The organism is Alkalihalobacillus sp. TS-13 (genome assembly GCF_019720915.1).
Classification (GTDB): domain Bacteria; phylum Bacillota; class Bacilli; order Bacillales; family Fictibacillaceae; genus Pseudalkalibacillus.
On the sequence record NZ_JAHKSI010000001.1, the window covers coordinates 419,543 to 440,401 of the forward strand.

At 42.0% G+C, this 20,859-nt stretch carries 23 protein-coding genes; 20 read left to right on the forward strand and 3 right to left on the reverse strand.

The genetic code is table 11. The features are described 5' to 3' along the window. Positions 1–107: 107 nt before the first annotated feature. From KOL94_RS02095 to KOL94_RS25090, 4 genes are all read left to right on the forward strand, one after another. A complete protein-coding gene (locus KOL94_RS02095; protein WP_221563622.1) occupies positions 108–401 on the forward strand; it encodes a hypothetical protein in 294 nt (97 codons plus the stop codon). A gap of 89 nt (positions 402–490) precedes the next feature. Then, a complete protein-coding gene (locus KOL94_RS02100; RefSeq protein ID WP_221563624.1) occupies positions 491–763 on the forward strand; it encodes a hypothetical protein in 273 nt (90 codons plus the stop codon). Between the two features lie 185 nt (positions 764–948). Beyond that, entirely contained in the window at positions 949–1,170 is a 222-nt protein-coding gene (locus KOL94_RS02105; RefSeq protein WP_221563626.1) for a hypothetical protein, read from the forward strand. A 4-nt stretch (positions 1,171–1,174) separates the two neighbouring features. Beyond that, positions 1,175–1,309, forward strand: coding sequence for a hypothetical protein (locus tag KOL94_RS25090; protein WP_260412175.1), 135 nt, complete (start codon positions 1,175–1,177; stop codon positions 1,307–1,309). Positions 1,310–1,404: 95 nt separating this feature from the next. On the opposite strand, the gene KOL94_RS02110 is transcribed toward KOL94_RS25090, so the two are convergent. After that, positions 1,405–2,601 carry a DUF819 family protein gene (locus tag KOL94_RS02110; RefSeq protein ID WP_221563628.1) on the reverse strand — a complete coding sequence of 399 codons (1,197 nt, stop codon included), beginning with the start codon at positions 2,599–2,601 and terminating at the stop codon, positions 1,405–1,407. Between the two features lie 185 nt (positions 2,602–2,786). Beyond that, positions 2,787–2,984: a hypothetical protein gene (locus KOL94_RS02115; protein ID WP_221563630.1), complete on the reverse strand. Its 198-nt coding sequence runs from the start codon at positions 2,982–2,984 to the stop codon at positions 2,787–2,789. 170 nt (positions 2,985–3,154) lie between these two features. Between KOL94_RS02115 and KOL94_RS02120 the strand changes: the two genes are divergently transcribed. After that, positions 3,155–3,544 carry a transporter gene (locus KOL94_RS02120; RefSeq protein ID WP_483298054.1) on the forward strand — a complete coding sequence of 130 codons (390 nt, stop codon included), beginning with the start codon at positions 3,155–3,157 and terminating at the stop codon, positions 3,542–3,544. Positions 3,545–3,757: 213 nt separating this feature from the next. Then, positions 3,758–4,120, forward strand: coding sequence for a cupredoxin domain-containing protein (locus KOL94_RS02125; RefSeq protein WP_221563634.1), 363 nt, complete (start codon positions 3,758–3,760; stop codon positions 4,118–4,120). A gap of 54 nt (positions 4,121–4,174) precedes the next feature. On the opposite strand, the gene KOL94_RS02130 is transcribed toward KOL94_RS02125, so the two are convergent. Further along, complete coding sequence (locus tag KOL94_RS02130; RefSeq protein ID WP_221563635.1) at positions 4,175–4,411, reverse strand: IDEAL domain-containing protein; 237 nt, start codon at positions 4,409–4,411, stop codon at positions 4,175–4,177. A 648-nt stretch (positions 4,412–5,059) separates the two neighbouring features. Here KOL94_RS02130 and KOL94_RS02135 point away from each other — a divergent pair. From KOL94_RS02135 to KOL94_RS02200, 14 genes are all read left to right on the forward strand, one after another. Further along, complete coding sequence (locus tag KOL94_RS02135) at positions 5,060–5,437, forward strand: hypothetical protein (protein WP_221563637.1); 378 nt, start codon at positions 5,060–5,062, stop codon at positions 5,435–5,437. Positions 5,438–6,004: 567 nt separating this feature from the next. After that, on the forward strand, positions 6,005–6,712 hold the full coding sequence (locus tag KOL94_RS02140; RefSeq protein ID WP_221563639.1) for an HAD family hydrolase: 708 nt from the start codon (positions 6,005–6,007) through the stop codon (positions 6,710–6,712). 124 nt (positions 6,713–6,836) lie between these two features. Then, positions 6,837–8,648: a GAF domain-containing sensor histidine kinase gene (locus KOL94_RS02145; protein WP_221563641.1), complete on the forward strand. Its 1,812-nt coding sequence runs from the start codon at positions 6,837–6,839 to the stop codon at positions 8,646–8,648. Between the two features lie 18 nt (positions 8,649–8,666). Next, positions 8,667–9,308 carry a response regulator gene (locus tag KOL94_RS02150; RefSeq protein WP_221563643.1) on the forward strand — a complete coding sequence of 214 codons (642 nt, stop codon included), beginning with the start codon at positions 8,667–8,669 and terminating at the stop codon, positions 9,306–9,308. Positions 9,309–10,139: 831 nt separating this feature from the next. Then, positions 10,140–10,775, forward strand: a complete 636-nt coding sequence (locus KOL94_RS02155) for a GntR family transcriptional regulator (RefSeq protein WP_260412176.1) — start codon at positions 10,140–10,142, stop codon at positions 10,773–10,775. A 116-nt stretch (positions 10,776–10,891) separates the two neighbouring features. Beyond that, on the forward strand, positions 10,892–11,821 hold the full coding sequence (hpaI, locus tag KOL94_RS02160; protein ID WP_221563647.1) for a 2,4-dihydroxyhept-2-ene-1,7-dioic acid aldolase: 930 nt from the start codon (positions 10,892–10,894) through the stop codon (positions 11,819–11,821). Further along, complete coding sequence (locus tag KOL94_RS02165) at positions 11,821–12,615, forward strand: fumarylacetoacetate hydrolase family protein (protein WP_221563649.1); 795 nt, start codon at positions 11,821–11,823, stop codon at positions 12,613–12,615. Before hpaI ends, KOL94_RS02165 begins: the two co-directional genes overlap by 1 nt. Then, positions 12,596–14,113 carry a 5-carboxymethyl-2-hydroxymuconate semialdehyde dehydrogenase gene (gene hpaE / locus KOL94_RS02170; protein WP_221563651.1) on the forward strand — a complete coding sequence of 506 codons (1,518 nt, stop codon included), beginning with the start codon at positions 12,596–12,598 and terminating at the stop codon, positions 14,111–14,113. Before KOL94_RS02165 ends, hpaE begins: the two co-directional genes overlap by 20 nt. A gap of 101 nt (positions 14,114–14,214) precedes the next feature. Further along, positions 14,215–15,690, forward strand: a complete 1,476-nt coding sequence (gene hpaB / locus KOL94_RS02175; RefSeq protein ID WP_221567562.1) for a 4-hydroxyphenylacetate 3-monooxygenase, oxygenase component — start codon at positions 14,215–14,217, stop codon at positions 15,688–15,690. Positions 15,691–15,702: 12 nt separating this feature from the next. Continuing rightward, complete coding sequence (gene hpaD, locus KOL94_RS02180; RefSeq protein ID WP_221563653.1) at positions 15,703–16,686, forward strand: 3,4-dihydroxyphenylacetate 2,3-dioxygenase; 984 nt, start codon at positions 15,703–15,705, stop codon at positions 16,684–16,686. 727 nt (positions 16,687–17,413) lie between these two features. Next, positions 17,414–17,869: a pyridoxamine 5'-phosphate oxidase family protein gene (locus KOL94_RS02185; RefSeq protein WP_221563655.1), complete on the forward strand. Its 456-nt coding sequence runs from the start codon at positions 17,414–17,416 to the stop codon at positions 17,867–17,869. Positions 17,870–18,111: 242 nt separating this feature from the next. Then, positions 18,112–18,738, forward strand: coding sequence for a TVP38/TMEM64 family protein (locus KOL94_RS02190; RefSeq protein WP_221563657.1), 627 nt, complete (start codon positions 18,112–18,114; stop codon positions 18,736–18,738). A 600-nt stretch (positions 18,739–19,338) separates the two neighbouring features. After that, positions 19,339–20,091, forward strand: coding sequence for a type I methionyl aminopeptidase (gene map, locus KOL94_RS02195; RefSeq protein WP_221563659.1), 753 nt, complete (start codon positions 19,339–19,341; stop codon positions 20,089–20,091). 266 nt (positions 20,092–20,357) lie between these two features. Then, positions 20,358–20,756 carry a DoxX family protein gene (locus KOL94_RS02200; RefSeq protein WP_221563661.1) on the forward strand — a complete coding sequence of 133 codons (399 nt, stop codon included), beginning with the start codon at positions 20,358–20,360 and terminating at the stop codon, positions 20,754–20,756. Positions 20,757–20,859 lie beyond the last annotated feature (103 nt).

Here is a 20,859-nt window from a genome sequence, read left to right on the forward strand (position 1 = left end):
ATAATGATTTTTCGCGTTGATTTCAAACGAAATTTACGACACTCCTGCGGTAATAGCGAGCCAGGCGAGACCCCACCACGCAGAATGCGCGAGTCCTGTATATCGTAATGCATGTTCTTTTATTTTTAGCGCAGATTTATTCGACAATCTATATTTCTGTAGGAACAGACGGATTTCGGTCCGGAGTTTTTTCATACAACTGGGGAGAAGTTGACCGTGTTGATTTCATAACCGGGCTTCATGAAGATAATCATAAATACCCTTCTGGAGGGATTGTCCGATTCATTGTCGGTGCGAAAATCTACAGCGCTGAATTGAAAAACTCAGAAGTTGATGAACTGGAAAATTTCATGGATGAACTTGTCGAAATATATAGAAATAAACAGAAGCATTTCAATTGATAGAATTTTTGAAAATATCTAAAATTATACTTTCTTCTTGAGTAGAATCTGTTACAATAGAGTCAATCCAAAATAGGAGGGAAGCAAGTTTGGAAAAAATAAAACTAGGTCAACCTCCCCACTGTCACAAGGTTTCTTTCGATGGTAAAGCATTCAAGATCAAAGGCTTGGAAAATGTAGTTGTTCCATTATCGAAGACTGAAACTGCTCAAATCGATGTTCTCAATGAAGAAACAGGAAATTTGAAACTTGTCGGAAAAGACACTATTTTGGCTCAGTTAGAACTTCCACTCAGGTACTGCGAAGTTGGGCAAGGGTGGGTATTAGACAAATTATCAAAAAAGAAAAAGAAATCTGGATAAAAAATAAACACCAGGGCTGACGCAATAGTGTCAGTCCTTTTAGTATCAGAAAGTATTAAAATCGGAAAAAAGGACAAGGATAGTAATAGAACATCTGTGTAAACGTAATATAAGAATAGTCTTGTTTTGATGATGGGACATGCATATGCTCATGATTTCTGTAAGAATTAGAAGGAGTGATACAGATGGAAAAAGATATGAAGAGAGAAAAGAGGGAGCAGGAGTTAGAGTCCAACAGTGCTTTGAATCCAGGCTTCGGTACGATCGACTCTAATGAAGCCGACAACTATTTCATGGATGGATCAATGGGAAATTCAATTGTAGATTTTGATGAAGCTGACACAGCCGTTGATGATATCGATGATAAAGAAATAATGCAGTATACAAGAACAGAAAAAAGGAGCTGACATGATGAAAGATCAGAACTATCCTGTCGCCAATGTTTCGAAGGATATGCTGGACAAAATCCAGAACTATGAAAAAGAACTGAAAAAAGAAAACAATGAAGATATCATCCTCATCGCTTACCAAAAAGAACGTAGTTAAAGAAAAATGACCTTGAAGGATCAAATCGTCCTTCTGAGGTCATTTTTATTAGGATGACTTTATTTAGCCAGACACCTTTTGGGACAGCCTTTTATCTACATACCAGCAACTATCTGGGAAAGTTTAGCGGTAAGAACCGCAGCATAGGTACCCACTACATTCCCCAATATCCCCATGAGCAATCCAACAGGTGCTAAGGCTGGTTGGAAAACGGATGCTACGATTGGTGCAGAACTCGTTCCGCCAATGTTCCCCTGTGAACCTACAGCAACGAAGAACATAGGTGATCGAAGCATACGAGCAGCAAAGAACATACACAGAATATGAATCGATAACCAGACAATGCCCATCAAGATGTATTGAGGTGCATCTTTCACAGCCATCAAATTCGCTTTCGCACCAATTGTACCTAACAACAAGTAAATACCTGCGTAACCAATTTTACTTGCACCATAGTCTTCTAATCGTTTGATCGGCGTGAATGAAAAGATGATACCTACTGCTGAGATGATCATGATCGTCCATGTTGTTGAATTTAAGATTGCACCCTGTGGCAGCAACTGTGCAACACGACCAACCACATAGGATACACCGAAACCAAGACCCAAAATAGCTAGCAATTGTGGGACTGCAAGTGGCTTGGCTTTCATTTTTTCAAGTACACCGATTTGTTCGTTTACCTTCTCAACGACACTGTTATCGGCTTTGTTCCATTTATTGAATTGACGTTGGAAGCCTGACAGAGCGATCATGATACCCATCCAACTGTAACCTACAACAGTATCGACTACGATCATTGGTGATAAGATATCTTTAGGCGTGTCCAATGCATCTACCATGGCAGCCATGTTCGCTGAACCACCGATCCAGCTTCCTGCCAACGCACCTACACCAGTCCATGCATCTTCTGGTAAATATGGTTGGAAAATGGCTAATGCAATCGGACCCCCAATGACGATTCCGAAAGTCCCTGCAAGAAATATGATAATCGCTTTCGGTCCTAATCTCAGGGTTGCCGGAACATCTGCAGATAATAGCAGCAATAATAAACCAACAGGTAGTATGATAGCACTTACAAAATCATAAACAGATGAGCTCGATGGAATGATTCCGAGCGTTGTAGAGATCATCGGTAAAAAGTATGTCCAGATGATTGGTGGTGCGTAATGGAAAAACTTCTGAAGTCCTTTATTCTTCGTCTCTCCAAGGATGAACACCCCGCCTACAAGTACGGCGATGTAAGTGAAAATGGCAATCGGGTCCTGAATCAGTGGATCGTTGATTGAAAACATATGTTGTCCTCCTTCTGGGATGAAATTCTAGTTGGCCACAGGAGGACATTATAACGCAAAAGTCTTCTGATTTATAAAAAGTCCTATAACTAGCATAATTTGAAAAAGTAAGAAAATTTCATAGTAATATTGTTGTAGTTAAAATGAGGAGATTGCGTTAGTCTTGGGTGTAATCATGGCAGGAGTTAGTTCAAAGCAGTATGGACACTGATGATAGGTTTTTTCAACCAAACTAATGATCTGTTCTTCATCTGTACTGTCTTCGCGTATATCGCTTTCATAATTAGGAATTTGACATGCATCGCATACATATGAAGAGTGATGGACCACTTTCGTCTTGTGGTTGATAATGTATTTAGACACAGTGCACCTCCTAATTTCATTTTTTCTTTTAGGGCTTGTTTCATTTATTTGTGAGGAACTTTATATATATATTCGTGAAAATTGGATATTTTTCGGGTATGAAGTTAACATTTGGAAGATAGACAAACGCCTAGCACTCTAAAGAAATCAAAGACATATGATAGTCTGAAACCCATATAGAAGGGGGAGTATGTCTTTGAATAATCGGCAAAACCCACTTTCCTCACTGCTTCAAAATATTCTAGGCGGATTCGGTCCACAACAGCAAGGCCCACCATCTGGCCCGCCGTTTCCTGATGGAGGTGGTCCGCCGCCAGGACCTCCACCGAAATTCATCCCAACACAATCACCATCAACTTTTCAAGCTGGACCTGGGGCTGGAACTTTTGCGGTAGATCCTGGCGCACTTAGGCCATGTATGCGCAGGTATGTTTATATTTGGCTCACCGGTGGATATTCATTCTGGGCATGGCTTACATTTGTCGGAAGAAACTCTGTAGCTGGATACCGGTGGACAGGGCGTAGATGGGTGTATTTTGGTATTGACCGTCGACAAATCGCTTCTTTTGTCTGTTATTGAGAAAATGCACTGACCAGATAGTCGAGCATTGCTTTGTTAGGAACTTGAATGATGTGACCCTGCGTTGAAAAGTTCCAGACGTAAAAAGGATGCAGCCTATTTGGTCATTTTTTTATTCACTTGGCATGTTTTTCATTACATGAAACCCTTTCATCTGGAAAAAGATACATATAATCGAGAGAACAAACGGAATACAATCATGGAGGACTTCGCTTGGTACAAAAACGAATCGTTTTCATAGTCATCATGAATATTTTATCGGGTTGCGGGACAGCTGGGGCTGATCGAATTCCTTCTGACTCGCCTGTAACGGTCATAGAAGTAAAAGCAGAAAATTGGAAGTTCAATAAAGACATCTATAAAGTATTTGCAGATGAACCCATCACGATCAATTTCAAAAGTATTGAAGGCAAGCATGTGTTTGCTATAAAAGGGATGGAATCGATAAAAATCAAAGGGAAGGGTTCCATTAAAGAAACGTTCGAACCTGGGGAGTATCAGCTCTATTGCCCTATCGCAAATAAGAATGGCCATACGGAGATGGTTGCTACACTGATCGCTGTGGAGGAAGAATAGAAACAGCAAAAGGGGCTGACTGGTCGTCGGCCCCTTTAAGTGTCATTAGAATGATCAATTATTACTATACTGTTGTTTGAATTGCTCTGCCAGACAATAAAACAATTCCTGGTCATTGCGTTCGAGTGCATCATCAATTTTCTCTCTGAGCTTTTGTCTCTGGTGTTCAAAAAACGACTCATCAAGCAGAAGTTGGGCGGCAAGGGATACAAAATACTGTTCAGCTTTTCTCTGTCTCAATTGTGCCTGTTCTTTCATCTTAGCTTGAAAAGATGAGGTATGCTTATTCATGAGGATTCCTCCCAAACCCTTTTAGTTATTATCTAAGATATGCACTTCAATGTCAATTAGTTTTCAGAATATTACATTAATTTATTTTTTTACAAAAAGAATCTGTAGTTTATATTGTTGATTTCTGAGAAATTTACAACGAAAAGCGGAAGCGACCCGGTTAGGTACGTAGGTCACTGGAAAACGGACGAGGAGGCTCGAACCAAACAAAGACTTGGTTCTGCGTGGGCTAACTCATAAGGATGTCAATCAATGTGTTGCCGCCGCAGGAAGTTTGAAGTGATCCAAGTGACTGGTCGCTGAGCTAGACATCACTTCCCTGTATTAACCCACTTCCGCGAGACTCCTCACTTGCATAGAATCTCAACACAAAAATGAAATCATTTTCGTGTCTGCGATGAGAATTCTTAGAAGCTTTCGCGCTTCGGCGTTCACCATAAGACGTGGTGGTATTTAGTCGAAGTTCATTATTATAGTCGAATATTTTTAAAAAGAGTGGGGTCTCGCCTAACCTCCCGCAGGAGTGTCGCAAATTCCACTTAAAGAAAACTTGGCACAGCCTGTTCGATTTTTCTTTTTGTTGATAAGAATAATTAAGTACAGGTAGTAAAAAAATAAGGTCAACTAAATGGACCGGGGGTAGATTTGATGGAACGAAAACCATATTATGTCACTGTACAGGCTGGTATCCAAAATGCTGAAATACGGAGCAACAAAGGTGAGTCCAGCTATGATTTCGAAGTATATGCAACAGAAGATGAAGCCTCTTTGTTAAAGGATTTATTTGAAGAGGATGATCGAGCTGATCGGACGGGGTATATCCATTCTCACTGGTTTTCGAATGTCATTGATTCAGGTGACCGCGACAATATGATCTATGACCGCCTCCTTAATGAAATCTATCTGACCATTTATGATTTAGGGACAGAGCAGACAAAAAAGGATATTGAAGAAATGGGAATACTCGAGAAACTCAGGGAAGTGAAACCTAGCCATAATCCAACAGACCCCGACCTCCTCCAATAAACCAGGCAGTACCAATAGTGTCTGACTCTCTTTACGATTACGTGGTACAGAGGGGTTCGGGCACTTTCTTTTTTTTGTTGCAATAGGAGTAGGAACCTTCTTTTAAATAATTTGTTATTGTTCATTTCCGCAAAATTCACTCTCTTTCCGACTGGAAAACTGACGAGGAGGCTCGTCCCAAACAAAGACTTGGTTCTGCGTGGACTCACACATAAGATGTCAATACAATGTGTCGACCGCCGCATGAAGTTTGATCCAAGTGACTGGTCGCTAAGCTAGACACCACTTCCTTGTATTTACCTACTTCCGCAAGCCTCCTCACTTGACACAGGATCTCAACACAAAAGTGAAATGATTTTCGTGTCTGCGATGAAAAGTCTTAGAAGCTTTCCTTATGCTGACTTCGACGTTCACCACAGGACGTGGTGGAATTAAGTCGAAGGTCCTTTATTATAGTCGAAGATCCTTTTAAAAACATCGTGGTCTCACCTAGGCCACTTTTCCCGCAGGAGTGTCACGAATTTCGAAAAAAAGCAGCTCTTTCATGTATACTTATGAGGGATGGACATGAAAGGATTGATCTGGATGATTAGAGGAATATTGTTTGATTTGGATGGAACGCTCTTGAATCGTTCAGTCTCGTTGCATCAGTTTATCAAAGCACAATATGAAAGAAATTACGCCATGTTGACTAATGTGAAGCCTCAACATTACTTCGATGACTTTATAACTTATGATCAAAATGGGTATAACCATAAGAAAAACGTTTATCAAAGTCTTGTGGAAAAATACGAACTGGATCATCATGTGGGGGAGCTTTTGTTAGAAGATTATTATTTTCATTTCCACGAACATTGCTTACCAATCGAGGGTTTTGATCATTTGATCCACTATTTGAAACAGTCCCAGCTTCAGCTCGGACTGATAACCAATGGGGAAACGGAATTCCAACGAAACACGATTAATGCTCTTGCATTGGCTGATGTTTTCCACTGTATCTTAATATCAGAAGAAGAGGGTATCAAAAAACCTTCACCCGAGATCTTCCAACGAGGATTATACATGTTAGGTGTTACAGCAAACAAAACGATATTTGTGGGAGATCATCCTACAAATGATATAAAAGCGGCAAAAAAATCTGGGATGTGTACAATATGGGTGTACAACAGTCATTACGAAAAGCCCTCTGAAGCCGATTTTACAGTACATTCATTGGTGGAAATCCCTGATATCATAACGTCTCTTAACAAGGAGGATACTGATGAAAATAAGTAATGCTTTTCTTGCACTTATATTGTTGTTGGTCGGATTTCTTTTCGGTTTAGGGTATTGGATTTCAAAGGGTTTACTAGGATAATGGGAATAGACCTTTTCTTATTATCGTCAGGAGTTCTTGAAAATGGATAAAGCAACATATAAAAATCGTGAACGGAATTCGAAGATCGCCATTACCATCATTACCATAATAGGTTGGCTGTTAGTCATCTATAGCCTATTCCTCTTACATACCATCAACGACATCTTGTCTTTCGCACTGCTGGTCGGATTTTTATTTATTACCGAGCTATACCCAATACCTGTCTGGAAGAGCATTACGTCATTAAGTTTTCCGCTAATTTATACGATCGTTCTCATTCATGGAACCTGGATGGGTCTCGTTACGCTAGTCGTCGTCAGTTTTACGGTCAACTTGATCAAGAGAAGGCGTATTGAGCTTGTTTGGTTCAATCCGGCTCAACTAGCTTTGACGCTGGTACTCACTCACTTTGTCACAGATGCAACACTTTTCTTGACAGGGACAGGAGAAGAAAACCCTGGTTATCATTACTATCAATTATTGATATTCACTCTTGGCTTTTATATCATCAACAATTTGTTGATTGATATGATTTTACTATTACGACCTCAAACCTATCCTTTTAAAGATTGGAAGAACAAGATGATCAGGGAAACCGTGATTGTCATCATTTCAATCATTTATCTTGGATTGATGTTGGTTTTAGCAGAACAAAACAGGGGCGGGGTAGTGGATGTCTTTTCATTCCTTTTCTTCTTCTCTCCTCTGGTAGCAGCGTCAATCATCAGTGCGTTCATTTACCGATTGAATCGGGAGAAGAATCGTTTCAAGGCATTGGTATCCCTTACGAAAGAACTGAACAGAACACTTCCTTCCGAAGATTGGGTTAATTCTGTAGAAAAGTGGATCGATGAGTTCATTCAAACAGATGCCACCTTGTTTATTGTAAAAGAGAATGATGACTGGAAAGGCTCTGTAAAGAAAGGCAGCATCAGTGAGGGAATCGAGAAAGTATTCGAGCAAGAGTGGTTTAAACGATTGGATGAATCGGTTTATTTTTCATCTCGAAAAGACCTTCCGAAAGGGTTGACTAATTATTTGTCGTCATCCATTCGTTCAGTTGTCATCACCCCTTTACGGGTAGAAAATGAAACGGTAGGCGTTTTATTAGTCGGGAAAGAAAATAATAAACTGTACCAAACGACGGATATTCAATTTTTGTCTACTTTAGCGAATCAACTTGCTGTTATAATAAAGACGAGAAACTTGTTTGCAGAAAGAGAACAGCGAATCGTTTTGGAAGAACGAAACCGTATCGCCAGGGAAATTCATGACGGAATCGCACAGTCCCTTGCAGGTGCAGTCATGAAGCTGGAGACATCGAAACGATTGAAAGCAGGGGAAAAAGAGAAGATGCAGCTTGTCAATGAAAGCATAAATAAGCTGAGAGGGAGCCTTCATGAAGTGAGGGAATCCATTTATGCGTTACGGCCGACGCCTAGCGAAAAATTTGGAATGGTTGAAGCGGTACGCGCAAAAGCTGAAGAAGTAATGAACGATTTCAACCTGAGTGTATCGATACGGACTCGGGGTGTTACGAAAGAAGTTTCATCCCATATTGAAAAGAACGTCTACGAAGTTGTAGCAGAAGCTTTGCAAAATGCAGGGAAACATTCAGATGCTTCAGCGGTGGATGTCTTGATCAGGTATTGCAGGGAACATGTGATTATCCGGATCTCAGATGATGGAAAAGGTTTTCTTTTATATGAAGCCTTGTTAAAAGCGAAGACCCAGGCTCATTATGGCATCTTGAACATGAATGATTTAACGGATCAAATTGATGCCTCGCTGAAAATAAATAGTACACCAGGAAAAGGAACCGAAATTCTGATGCTTGTACCAGTATCAAATTGATGTGAAGGAGACTCAACTATGATCAAAGTTTTGTTAATCGATGATCATGCGATTTTGAGAGATGGATTAAAGAATATTATTGCTATTGAAGAGGATATTGCTGTTGTTGGAGAGTTGACCTCCGGTGAAGAGTTTCTAGAAACGATCGAAACGACTGAACCTGATGTGATTCTGATGGATATCAATTTACCGGACAAAAATGGAATTGAGCTTACTAGTTTAGTAAAACGAACATTTCCGAAGTGTAAAGTATTGATTTTGACGATGTACAAGCATGATGAGTACTTCATGTCTGCTTTAAAAGCGGGTGCAGATGGATATATCCTGAAAGATGCGCCTTCTGAAGAGGTCATTGAAGCGATTCATTCGGTAGCTGAAGGGAATTCGATATTACACCCTAGTATGGCTAAAAAACTAGTGGATTATCATCAAAAGAAAAATCAGACTCGACCAAACGGTAAAGATTTGACTGATCGAGAGAAAGATGTGTTGATCTGCCTTGTGGAAGGGTTGAGTAATAAAGATATCGCAGAACGCCTGTACATCAGTGATAAGACGGTTAAAATCCATGTCAGCAATATCTTGAAGAAGCTTGAAGTGAAAAGCCGATCCCAGGCGATCATCTATGCTGTACAAAATCAAATCGTACCATTGCCATAAAACTAAATGATCGATCAGATGGACCTGAATAGAGACGGAAATTCTCTATTCAGGTTTTTTGCATTTGGCATTGTTAATGAATGATGTTGATTTCTTCGAAATTCACTCCCTTTCCTCGGGCAAAAGAAAAGCGGAAGCGACCCGGTTAGGCACGTAGGTCACTGGAAAACGGAGTGGGCTAACTCATAAGGATGTCAATCAATGTGTTGCCGCCGCAGGAAGTTTGAAGTGATCCAAGTGACTGTTCGGTGAGCTAGACATCACTTCCCGGCATTAACCTACTTCCGCAAGCCTCCTCACGAACTGAACAGTTCGTTACGGGGTCTCACCTGGCTCGCTGTTTCCGCAGAAGTGTCGTGAATTTCGGTAAAAAATCAACAGCGAAGATTAACAAAGCCTTCTAATAAGGAATGATCATTAATTTCACTAAAATCAACAATGTAGACTAACAAAACTTTGCATTTAAAGAAAGCATGTGGTTTTCGGTTGAGCGAAAAACCCTCGTTAAACGGATAACTGGATAAAGATCGTCTAATTACCTTTGAACGCGAAAAGTAATTCGGAAGTTACTCATTGTGGTGTTAAGAGTACTAAAACACGAAAAACGGAATTTGAGGTATCCAAGAAACCTACATAAGACCGTTCGAGTACTCGAAATACTCCTCGCAAAACCCATCACTCAAAAACCCCATCAACATTTTTTTAGATACCAAGATACAAAAGGATTTCCTACCCTTAATTTGTGACTATTGGAATAATTCTGATTTTTATGTTGAAATCATATATGATTTTATATATTATGAATTTATGAAAGCGCTTAACTCTAAATCCATGAATAAGCAACAATTTGCGTATAAGCTGTTGCGTGCTCGTATTCTTGATGGGACATATGGACCTGGATATCGGATTGTGATCGACCAGATAGCTAGGGAAATAGAAACCAGTGCTATTCCAATAAGGGAAGCACTCCGGCAGCTTGAATCGGATGGATTGATCCAATTCAAACCATACAGCGGTGCCATCGTTACGCCTATCAATGAAAACGAATATTTGGAGACGTTATCTGTTCTTGCTGTTATCGAAGGTTATGCAACCGCCATCAGCGGTCAACATTTTCCGCTTGATCGAATTTCTGATCTTGAGGAAATCAATCAATCTATGAAACAAGCTTTGGAGGAACTTGATTTCGTATCTTTCGGGAAGCATAACCGAGCGTTCCATGGACTTACGTACGAGTATTGTGAAAACAAATACCTCGTCGAAAATATCAAATCAACATGGAAACGCCTTGATTCGATCCGGAGGGCAGGCTCTGCATTCTTGCCAGTCCGTGCTAGAGAATCCGTCTTGGAGCACGAAGAGATCATACGCTTACTCGAACAGAGGGCAGAACCAGGAAAGATCGAAGCCTTCGTCCGGGAACACAAACTGAATACTGTCAAATCGTTTTATCATCAAAGGCATTGATCAGCACTTCGAAAATGGAAAAGGAAGGAGCTGTACACGTTCTTCGTTTTACACTGTTCAATTGAAGACTCACCTGATTTTTCAGGTCTGAACACAATCAAAAAGGAGATGTAGTGATGTCAAAGTTAGATGAGTTGAAACAGGAATTAAGAGGATCGATCGCACCGATCATCACCCCGTTCAAGGAAGATGATTCTGTTGATCATGATACGTTGAAAGATTTAATCAACTGGCACATTGAAAGCGGATCACATGGAATTTCCGTCACCGGGACGACGGGGGAACCGAGCTCTCTGACACTCGAGGAAAGAGTAGAAGTCATGGAGACAGCGGTGAAAACAGTGAATGGCAGGGTTCCATTCGTGCCAGGGACAGGTTCTACCAATCACCAAGAAACGCTATACCTCACCAAGAAAGCAAAAGAAATTGGAGCGGACGCAGCAATGGTCATCGTTCCATACTACAACAAGCCCTCACAACATGCACTTTACAAACATTTCAAAACAATCGCAGACTCCGTAGATATTCCAATCATCATCTATAACATACCAGGTCGAACAGCCGTCAATATGGACGTAAAAACAATCGCAAGACTGAACGAAGATTGCGAGAACATCATCGGAATCAAAGAATCGAATAAAGATTTTGAGCATGTCAATCGTGTACTGCTTAATTGTGGAAGGGACTTCTTGCTCTATTCTGGAATCGAACTGCTCTGTTACCCAATGCTCGCAATCGGCGGCGCGGGATATATCAGTGCAACTGCGAACATCATGCCAGGAAGGGTAGCGGATGTGTATAACTACTGGGCAAACGGAGATGTCGCTAAAGCACAGGAACTCCACTATGATTTGATGCCTTTGAATGATGTGTTGTTCAAGGATACAAACCCGGCTCCATTGAAAGCGGCACTAGGAATGATGGATCGCATCCACCCGAACCTCCGCTTGCCTATGGACCTTCCTAGTGAGGAATTACAGAAGGAAATCCGCTCTGTTTTGAATCACTACGGATTATTATCTAACAATGTTGGGAGTCATGCGTAATGAAACATGCACGATTTATAGTAGAAGGTAGAGAACAATCTGGAACAATTGTCGATGGAAAAATCCAAGCATCCTCTGGAAAAGTATATGAGGAAAGTGAAATCAATGTATGGTTAGCACCATTCAAGCCGAATAAGATGGTCGGGCTAGCCTTGAACTATGCGGATCATGCCGATGAATTAGGGCTCGAAAAGCCGAAGGAGCCGGTTCTATTCATCAAGCCGAACTCTTCGATCGTCGGTCATAAGTCTCCTGTTTACTATCCGGATGGCGCCACATATATGCACTATGAAAATGAATTGGCAGTGGTCATTGGAAAAGAAGGGCGTAATATCAAGAAAGAAAATGCAATGGATTATGTCAAAGGCTATACGATCGCAAATGATGTGACTGTACGGGATTTCGTCAATAACATGTATCGCCCGCCAGTAAGAGCAAAAGGACATGACACGTTCGGACCGATGGGACCTTATTTCGTCGATAAGGAGGACATCCCGGATGTGAACAATATCGAGTTACGATCTTACGTAAATGGGGAACTTCGTCAGCAAGGGAATACGAAGAATCTGATTTACGGTATCGAAGAATTGATCGAATTCATCAGTTCCTTCATGACACTTGAGGAGAACGACGTCATCTGGACAGGGACGCCGAAAGGGATTTCTCACGTCTATCCAGGTGACCATGTACGTCTAGAAATCGATTATCTAGGGGCTTTAGAAAACGAAATTTTGGATGGAAGAACAGATAAGGTTGCGGCAGGAGGTGCCGAGAATGCAAAAACCAACGGTTAAAGACCCGATTCAGCTTTATATCAACGGTACATTCCAAAATGCAAGAAGCGCCCAAATCTTTGAAAACCTCAGTCCATTGACAGGGAAAGCGTTGAACCATGTTGCTGAAGGTGATAAAGAGGATATCGAATTCGCTGTCGATGCAGCGAAGGAAGCATTCCGTAACGGCCCATGGGGATCAATGAAAGTCAGTGAACGTCTGGAATACATCTATAAAATTGCGGATCTCATTGATGAGCATATCGAGGAAATCGCTCATCTTGAATCTCTTGATACAGGGCTTCCAATCAAGCAAACGAAAAAAATGACATCAAGAGCAGCGGCTAACTTCAGGTTTTATGCGGAAATGGTGAAGAACCGGATGGTCGGCGATGCTTATCAGGTGGATGACGAATTCTTGAATTATACCGTTCAAAAGCCAGTCGGTGTCGCTGGATTGATCACGCCATGGAACGCGCCATTCATGTTGGAAACGTGGAAAGTGGCCCCGGCCCTTGCAACTGGAAACACCGTTGTATTGAAACCAGCGGAATGGTCTCCTCTAACAGCAAATAAGCTAGCAGAAATCATTGACGAAGCAGGCTTGCCGAACGGGGTATTCAACGTCGTTCACGGATTCGGGGAAACGGCTGGCGCATCTCTCGTGGCCCATCCCGATGTCCAGTTGATCTCTTTTACAGGTGAAACGACGACCGGATCTGAAATCATGCGCAATGGGGCAGCAAGCTTGAAACGCTTCTCCATGGAGCTTGGCGGGAAATCACCGATCATCGTTTTTGATGATGCGGATATGGAAAGAGCTCTTGATGCTTGTGTGTGGGGAATCTTTTCCTTCAACGGAGAACGTTGTACAGCGAACTCGCGCCTGTTCCTACAGGAATCAGTAGCCGATTCCTTCATCGAACGGTTGAAAGGACGAGTATCGAACATCATCGTCGGTGATCCGATGGATATGGAAACAGAGGTCGGTCCGCTTGTCCATAAAGAACACTACAACAGGGTGAAAAACTACCTGGCGATTGCCGCTCAAGAAGGTGCAGAGCTTTATCACGGAAACATTCCACCAGGACTTGAAGATGGTAATTTCGTAGCGCCTACATTGCTTTTAAATGTGAAAAATGACATGCGTGTCGCACAAGAAGAAATCTTCGGCCCGGTCTTGTCTGTAATCACGTTTAAAACAGAAGAAGAAGTCATCCAGCAGGCGAACGATATCCGTTATGGTCTTGCAGGATACGTGTGGACAAATGACATGAAAAAAGGCCATCGGGTCTCTCAGGCTGTCGAGGCAGGCATGCTGTGGGTGAACTCACAGAACGTTAGGGATCTTCGTATACCATTCGGCGGTTCGAAACATTCGGGTATCGGTCGTGAAGGCGGACATTACGCATTCGAATTTTATACAGAAATGAAAGTGATCCACGTTGCGATGGGAGAGCATCATATCCCGCAGTTCGGAAATAAATCATTGACGTCCTCATCGTCACAGCAACAATGAACGAAATCCTCCGGCGAATGACATAAATAATTGACAGCCAGACTGATTTGTCGGTGAATGTATCAACAATTGTAATGATCAATTATTCAGGAGGGATCGGATTGGGTGCACGTAATGGTAAACAATATATAGAAGGCTTGAAAGCTGCGAACAATAATGTATGGATCCATGGTGAAAGAGTAAAGGAGGTCACAGAACATCCAGCTTTGAAAAATGTCATTAAATCAATGGCTGATCTGTTGGATCTTCAACATGAAAGACCTGATGAAATGCTCTTTACCTCACCAACATCGGGAGAAAAGGTAGGGTTGTCTTTCATTGCCCCGAAAACAAAAGAAGATCTGATGAAACGGAGCGGAATGTTCACTGAGTGGGCTCGCTTCACCGGCGGGATGATGGGCAGAACACCAGATTATTTGAATACGAGTGTAATGGCATTCGGTACTGCTGGACAATTTTTTGCTGAACAAGATCCAATGTTCGGTGAGAATGTCCGTAAGTATTATGATTATTGCCGTGAGAACGACGTTACATTGACACACACGTTGATCCATCCACAGGTCAACCGCTCGAAAATGCAGCATGAACAAAAGGATCCTGGTATTTCAGCACATATCGTCGAAAAAAACAAAGATGGAATCGTTGTCAATGGGGCGCGTCTTCTAGCAACACAAGGCGGTATTACCGATGAAATCGTCGTCTTCCCATCGACATTGAATAAAGCTTCCACGGATGACGATCCGTATGCAATGGCTTTTGCGATTCCAAACAACACAGAAGGCTTGAAGTACGTTTGCCGAGAATCATTCGACATTGGTCGTAACCAATGGGATCATCCTTTAAGTGCGAGATTTGAAGAAAGTGATGCGATCGTCATTTTCGATAATGTATTCGTTCCTTGGGAGCGCGTTTTCGTGGCTGGTAACTCTGAAATTTGTAATCGGACGTATGTCGAAACGAATGCGATGGTCCATATGACGCATCAAGTCATTGCAAAAAATACAGCGAAGACGGAATTCGTCCTTGGTGTCATACTGAGCATGATTGATGCAATCGGAATCGAGCGATTCCAGCATGTTAAGGAAAAAGCATCTGAAGTGATGATCATTCTCGAAACGATGCGCTCTCATATGTTCCGTGCTGAACATAATGCAGCATTAGACAAGTATGGCAATATGACACCTGATTTTGCACCGTTGAATGCTGCTCGCAACTGGTATCCGAAAGTGTATCAAAGGATGGTCGAGATCGTACGCATCCTTGGTGCATCTGGACTAATGGGGACACCGACACAGGATGACTTCAGCAATGAAGATATCGGAGAACTCGTCCATCGCTATACACAAGGCGGACAGATCGATGGGTATGAGAAAGTCCAATTGTTCCGTCTCGCCTGGGATATTTCCCTAAGCTCCTTTGGCGGCCGTCAAGCCTTATATGAATATTATTTCTTCGGAGACCCTGTCAGGATGTCGAACGTTTATTACGATGTCTATAACAAAGAGCCATATAAAGAAATGGTCAAATCATTCCTTGATCGAGTCAAGCCGACTACGAATCAGAACGTGAACGTATAAGGGGGAGGGGAAATGGACTTCAACATCATTCGTGTAGCAAGGGTCGTCATGAATGTGACAGACCTTGATAAGGCAAAAGCCTTTTACGTTGATGCTCTTGGATTCGTAGAAACGGAACGTGATGATGAGCATCTTTACATGCGGGGATTGGAAGAACATGTCCACCATAGTCTCGTCCTAAAAAAAGCGGATGGGCCAGGTGTTCAGGCGATGTCCTATAAAGTTATGGAAGATCGTGATCTAGATGCATTATTCAAGCTTTTTGAGTCAAAAGGCATGAAGCCGAAGTGGCTTGAACAAGGAGCGCAAAGAGCAGTTGGAAGAACGTTGAGGGTTCAGGACCCTTCTGGTTTGCCGCTTGAATTCTTTGCAGAAATGGAAGGTGTCGAACGTTTGCTTCAAAGGTTCGACCTATACCGGGGAGCACGGGTCCAGCGAATCGATCATGTCAATTGCATGGTCCAGGATGTAGAAGCAGCGAAGAACTTCTACATCAATGAATTAGGGTTCCGATGTTCCGAATATACGGCAACAGATGATGATCGGGTTTGGGCTGCATGGCTGCATCGCAAGCCGACAGTTCATGACCATGCATTCATGAACGGAAAAGGTCCTAGACTACACCATGTTGGTTTCACGTTAAGTGATCCAATGAGCGTCATCCATTGCTGTGATATCTTGGCTTCAATGGGTTACGCACATGCGATTGAACGTGGACCTGGGCGCCATGGCCTATCCAATGCCTTCTTCTTATACCTGAGAGATCCAGATGGTAACAGAATTGAAATGTATACAGGAGATTATTTGACGAGCGACCCGGATTTCAAACCGATCCGATGGGATTTGAACGATCCGCGGAGAGCGACATTCTGGGGTCATGCTGCACCTGATAGCTGGTTTAATGAAGCGACCGGTGTACTCGATGTACATACCGGTAAAGAAATTTCTCAAGCAGAACCAGTTCTACAACAACGTAAGCCTGACTTCATAACATGATGACAAAGAATGGAGGCTGACGATCCGTGATCTCAGCCTCTTGTTGTACTGTGTTCTGTAAGAGGTTGATGTTAAACATTTCTTTGAGCGAAATTTGCAACACTCCTGCAGGAAAAACCAGCCAAGCGAGACCCCACTGTTTTTGAAAGGATCTTCGACTATAATAATGAACTTCGACTAAATACCACCACGTCCTATGGTGAACGTCGAAGTCAGTACATCCTGTACAAGTACGTCCTGTGGTGAACGTCGAAGCCAGCATAAGGAAAGCTTCTAAGAATTCTCATCGCAGACACGAAAATGATTTCATTTTTGTGTTGACATCCTGTGCAAGTGAGGAGGCTTGCGGAAGTGGGGTTAATGCAGCGACCAGTCACTTGGGCACTTCAAACTTCCTGCGGCGGTCCACACATTGATTGACATCCCTATGAGTGAGCCCACGCAGAACCAAGTCTTTGTTTGGGTCGAGCCTCCTCGTCAGTTTCCAAGTGACTAATCGATTCGCTTCCGCTTTTCGTTTGCCTGCGGAAAGGGAGTGAATTTCGCAAAAATCATCAATATCGAGTAACAGAGCTATAACGAGTTTGCACCCGTTTGAAAAAGGGGAAACTTGAAGTAAGATTTTATGAATGAACAGGGGCTTTGCAAGAGTCCAAACCCTTGCACCTTTCATGACAAATGATATGATTGGATTAGCAACAGGTTAACATTGAAAGGAGTTTTTGACTTGGCAAAACAAGAAATACCTACAGAACTTTCACCAGAACTCGTTGAATTTTTCCAGGGTGAAAAACTAGTAAACATCGCAACAGTTGATGCAGAAACCGGGGCTCCTAATGTAAACGCGATCTCCTGGGTGAAAAGTGTTGATGAAAAGCGGATTCGTTTTTCGGTGACGAACAATTCACGTATTGTTGATAATATCAAGGCGAACCCAGGGGTTGTCCTGAATATCATCGGTTTGGAGACGGTATATTCAATCCAGGGAAAAGCTGAAATTCTTAAAGATACGATGGAAGGCGTCAACCTTAAACTTTCTAAAATCGAAATCACTGTGGAAGCCGTTTTTGAAAGCATGTTCTGGGGCGCGAAGATTACACAGGAACCTGAATATGAAAAGACTTACAACCCAGAAAAAGCAAAAGAATTGGATGATTCCGTTTACGCGGCTTTGATGAAGTAGAAATCAAGGGCTGACTCAGATTGAAGTGTCAGCTCTTTTTTAAATGGGCTTTGGTGAATTATTTTTAAATCGTAATTTTCTTTAAGCGAAATTCTCGACACTCCTTCTACGCCCGCGGGAGGGAATTTCAAAAAAAATTAAGAATAATAACATCTTTTATGAAAAAATATCAGGTTAAAAACCTATTGTTTTGCCGTATGATAAAATAAGGGCTATACATAGAAGAATGAAGGAGTACATTCATGGGTACTTACTGGGAACAACTTAAATATTTTTTAACAGAATTGACGCAGGAAGATATTTTACGTTGGTTGGATGAGTATCAGAACCTGGGTCCATTTCCGGGAATCCTTTTACCTATGCTTGAAGCATTTCTGCCAATCCTGCCACTCGTGTTGTTTGTTGCTGGGAATGCAGCAGCATATGGATTCTTCTGGGGAGTGTTATTCTCATGGATCGGAACCGTCTTCGGGTCGATCTTTGTCTATATGCTGGTCAGAAAATATGCACAAGCAAGATTTTTCAAGTTCATCACTCGACACGATAAAACGCAGTCATTACTTGGGTGGGTTGAAAAGAAAGGCTTTGGTTTGTTGTTTGTGATCTACTGTTTCCCATTCACACCATCAGCTCTGATCAATGTCATTTGCGGATTGTCCAAGCTGAACACCTTGACCTTTGTTCTTGCCGTCAGTCTTGGAAAGCTAGTGATGGTGTTTTTTATTTCATATATCGGACATGATTTCTTCTCGATCATCAAAGAACCGATGAAAATGATCATCATCAGTCTGGTAATCTTTGTGTTGTGGCTGGTAGGGAAATTACTGGAACGAAAATTGCATCGCCCGTTAAAAAAGGTTTCCCAGTAACATGAAGCATATTCGATTAATAAAATGAGGTAATTCACTTTGAATTATCTCATTTTTACGTTATCAAAGGATTGTTATATTGATTTTTGCGAAATTTACTCCCTTTCCGCGGGTTCAAGAAATGCGGAAGCGACCCGGTTAGGCATGTAGGTCACTGGAAAACTGACGAGGAGGCTCGAACCAAACAAAGACTTGGTTCTGCGTGGGCTAACTCAAAAGGATGTCAATCAATATGTTGCCGCCGCAGGAAGTTTGAAGTCATCCAAGTGACTGGTCGCTGAGCTAGACATCACTTCAAAGCATAGCCCTAAATCCGCGAGCCTCCTCACTCACCTCCACAGGATGTGGTGGCTTCGACGTTCACCACAGGACGTACTTGTACAGGATGTACTGACTTCGACGTTCACCATAGGACGTGGTGGTATTTAGTCGAAGTTCATTATTATAGTCGAAGATCCCTTTAAAAAGTGTGGGGTCTCGCCTGGCTCGCTTTTCCCACAGGAGTGTCGCAAATTTCGCTTCAATCAAACTTAATGAGAAATCAACACTATGATATAACAAAGCCTTATCAAAAAGTTGTAATAGAGAGAGGGGAAAGGGATGATCGTTTTAAAAACGAAAGAAGAAATCGAAATGATGCGTGAAGCAGGGCGGTTACTCAGTGATTGTCATCGTGCAATCAGGAATCTCATCAAGCCTGGGATTACAACGATTGAAATTGATGACTTTGTGGAGCAATACTTAAGGAAACACGGGGGGACTCCAGAGCAGATAGGCTATCAAGGGTATCAGCATGCGATATGTGCTTCTGTCAATGATGTCGTCTGTCATGGCATACCCTCACCAGAAAAATTGAAAGAAGGCGACATCGTCACAATCGATTTTGTGGTGAATTTGGAAGGATGGTTAGCAGATTCAGCCTGGTCGTATCCGGTAGGTAAAATCGATAAAAAAGCTATGGACTTATTGAAAACGACTGAAGAAGCGTTATACAAAGGCATTGAGCAGGCGAAGGTGGGAAACCGGATCGGGCATATTGCAAATGCAATTGAAACATATGCGGAGGAAAAAGGGTACTCTATAGTTCGGGATTTCATCGGTCACGGGATTGGCAGACAAATGCATGAACCACCGATGGTTCCTCATTACGGTCCAATCGAACAAGGTCCTGAATTGAAAGAAGGGATGGTTTTCACAATCGAACCGATGCTGAATTGCGGAAGTCATTTCGTTTATGTAGAAAAGGACGGTTGGACCGCAAGAACTGTTGATGAAGAGTTGTCTGCCCAATATGAACATACAATAGCCATTACCAAGAAAGGGCCGATTATATTAACAAATCAATATCGATGAACGAAACTGCTGAGCCTATACAGCAGTTTTTTATTTCAATGATAATTCCAGAAAAGTTGCGTATAATCCTAGAAATTTGATTAATAATTCTAGAAAAGAGTACTAAGGTATCGTCGAAGTTAGCCGATAATAGAGACTTATCTGTCAAAACTCAATCTTTTCACATAAAATTATAAAGTCACTTGACAAAAGTAAGTATATCGAACTATAATACTTACATAAAGTAAGTGAAAAGCAACTAAGTAATAGAAAAGGAGAGGTTAGGAATGGATATAGCACTATTATTAATTCGTCTCGTATTCGGTTTGACTTTTGCCGCACACGGAACTCAAAAGTTGTTTGGATGGTTCGGTGGCCATGGATTGGAAGGTACAGCAGGGTTCTTTGAATCACTCGGTTTGAAACCAGGAAAAATGATGGCTCTTATGGCTGGTATAGGTGAAGTGGTGGGAGGACTGTTGATTGCATTCGGTTTTCTTACTGAAGTCGGTGCAGTTCTAATGATCGTACCGATGCTCGTAGCAATCTTCAAGGTCCATGGCCAAAACGGCTATTGGGCAACAGAAGGCGGTTATGAATACAACCTTGCAATCATCACTGTTGCGGTGGCACTTGTTCTTGCGGGTCCAGGTGCTTACTCAATTGATGCTTGGATGCTTGGTTAAAATAAATATCAAAAAGGGTTGATTCATTTGAATCAGCTCTTTTTTTGTTTTAAAAGAGCGAAAATGAAGGCGCTATGAAATGAATGACGTCTAATATCAGTGG